The organism is Streptococcus sp. GMD1S (assembly GCF_000296875.1).
Lineage (GTDB): Bacteria > Bacillota > Bacilli > Lactobacillales > Streptococcaceae > Streptococcus.
The window spans coordinates 1-1,643 of record NZ_AJQY01000358.1 but is presented as its reverse complement, the minus strand read 5'-3'; the positions used below and the strand labels follow the sequence as shown (position 1 = coordinate 1,643).

Below are 1,643 nucleotides of genomic sequence, written 5' to 3'. Positions count from 1 at the left end.
TTCAATGTTGCTGACAGCTATTTGACAGTTGGTGTGATTGTTTTATTGATTGCAATACTAGCCTCATCTCATTGTCTCTAGTGTTCTAAGTATTCTTGCCAGATGGCGTCAAAGTCTCCTAGGTTAAAAGAGAAGCTGGCATGCTCCTCCAAAAAGCGACTCACCTCATCAAAATCATCTGTATGTTTTGGAAAAGCTGACTCTTCAAAAGCGAGGTCTGCCAAGATGGCTTTAGGGCTATTACTTTTAGGATTGCGCTCGGTCATGAGCCAAGTGTAAAATGATTTTCTCAATTCTTTCTCCTATCAAGAGTTTTTTGATGACACTTTTCTGATTCTTGAAAATTACTGGACTTAGCCTCTGAAACGTAGTGGTTTATAAAATCTGTTTTCGCATCTGTATAGCCGTCTCGATTGTGTTCAAATTTTTTCCACAAACTTAGTTTTAATTCCTGATACGCTTGGGCAATATCTGGATGCTGGCAGAGATAATCTCTAAAATAAATCTCGTCATGATCTCCCGTCATTCGCAAATGTAAATGAAAAACTTTCTCAGCAAATCCCTGCTCTGTATATCCTTTATTTAGCGAAATCCTGTTAGGACTCTCCGACATCACTAGCCACCCATTCTTCACCAATAAATCCCTGACTCTTGCTAAATCCTCTATTCTACCTACTTCTAACAGAATATCAACGATATTTTTGGCCCAAATATTAGGGATAGCAGTGCTACCGATATGTTCTATTCTTTTAATAACATTTGCACCCAATATTTTTTTCAGATTTGCTTTTTCCGATTCATACCAGTCTTTCCACTCTGGCTTGTGCTCTACTAAAAAAATCGGAAAAAGTTGCCAGAGTTCCTCTAAACTCATTTCTTCAAGTTTCTTTATCATGTCTATAAGGCCTAAATCAACTCTGTCCCAAACTGATCTTGCTTGATTTTGCCAGCCTTCATCAAACCACCGAGTGCTTTCTTGAACTGACCTTTAGAAATGCCAAAGGTTGCTTTGATGTCCTCAGGGGATGACTTATCATTCAAGGTCATAAATCCGCCATTGCTTTCCAAGTAAGTCAAAATCATCTGGGCATCATTTTCCAACATCTCAAAAGAACGTGGTTTGAGAGAAAGATTAAGAGTGCGATCAACCTCGCGGAAACCAATGACACGCGCATCTAACACTTGCCCCAAACGTGGCTCTGCGTAGCGCTCACTTGGGTGAATGAAACCAAGCATGTTATTCTCTGGTAGGTAAACAAAGGTTCCTGACAGCTTGAGACGGTAAACAATGGCTGGCCAGTTTTGATTCTGCATGTTGTTGTAAGCAGGACGAGCCAGACATTGGAAGTCTTCCTGATACGCCAAGAGTCCCCAGATTCGGTCTTTCTTGTCCACTTCAAGGCGGATATAGAGTCGGTCACCCTTCTTAGGCCAGAGTTCTTTAAGCTCTGGAAGAATATCGAGTGACACAACGATTTCCTTATCGGGCAGACCTGTATCCACAAAGACACCCAAGTCTTTACGAACTTCCGTTACGGTTCCCCAACCAAATTGGTCCTGAGTTGCAGTCACTTCTAATGTTGTCAGGCGGAGTTTTTGCTTCATATCCGTGTAGGCAAAACCTTTGACCGTATCCCCTACTG

At 41.4% G+C, this 1,643-nt stretch carries 3 protein-coding genes; all 3 read right to left on the bottom strand.

Annotated elements, in window-relative coordinates; all coding sequences use genetic code 11:
- Positions 1 to 77: 77 nt before the first annotated feature.
- Positions 78 to 293 carry a YozE family protein gene (locus GMD1S_RS10275; RefSeq protein WP_001232084.1) on the bottom strand — a complete coding sequence of 72 codons (216 nt, stop codon included), beginning with the start codon at positions 291 to 293 and terminating at the stop codon, positions 78 to 80.
- A complete protein-coding gene (locus GMD1S_RS10270) occupies positions 290 to 895 on the bottom strand; it encodes a GrpB family protein (protein WP_025172603.1) in 606 nt (201 codons plus the stop codon). Before GMD1S_RS10270 ends, GMD1S_RS10275 begins: the two co-directional genes overlap by 4 nt.
- A gap of 11 nt (positions 896 to 906) precedes the next feature.
- Positions 907 to 1,643 (bottom strand): RNA-binding virulence regulatory protein CvfB (gene cvfB / locus GMD1S_RS10265; protein WP_000321452.1); only part of this gene is annotated, 737 nt, incomplete at its 5' end.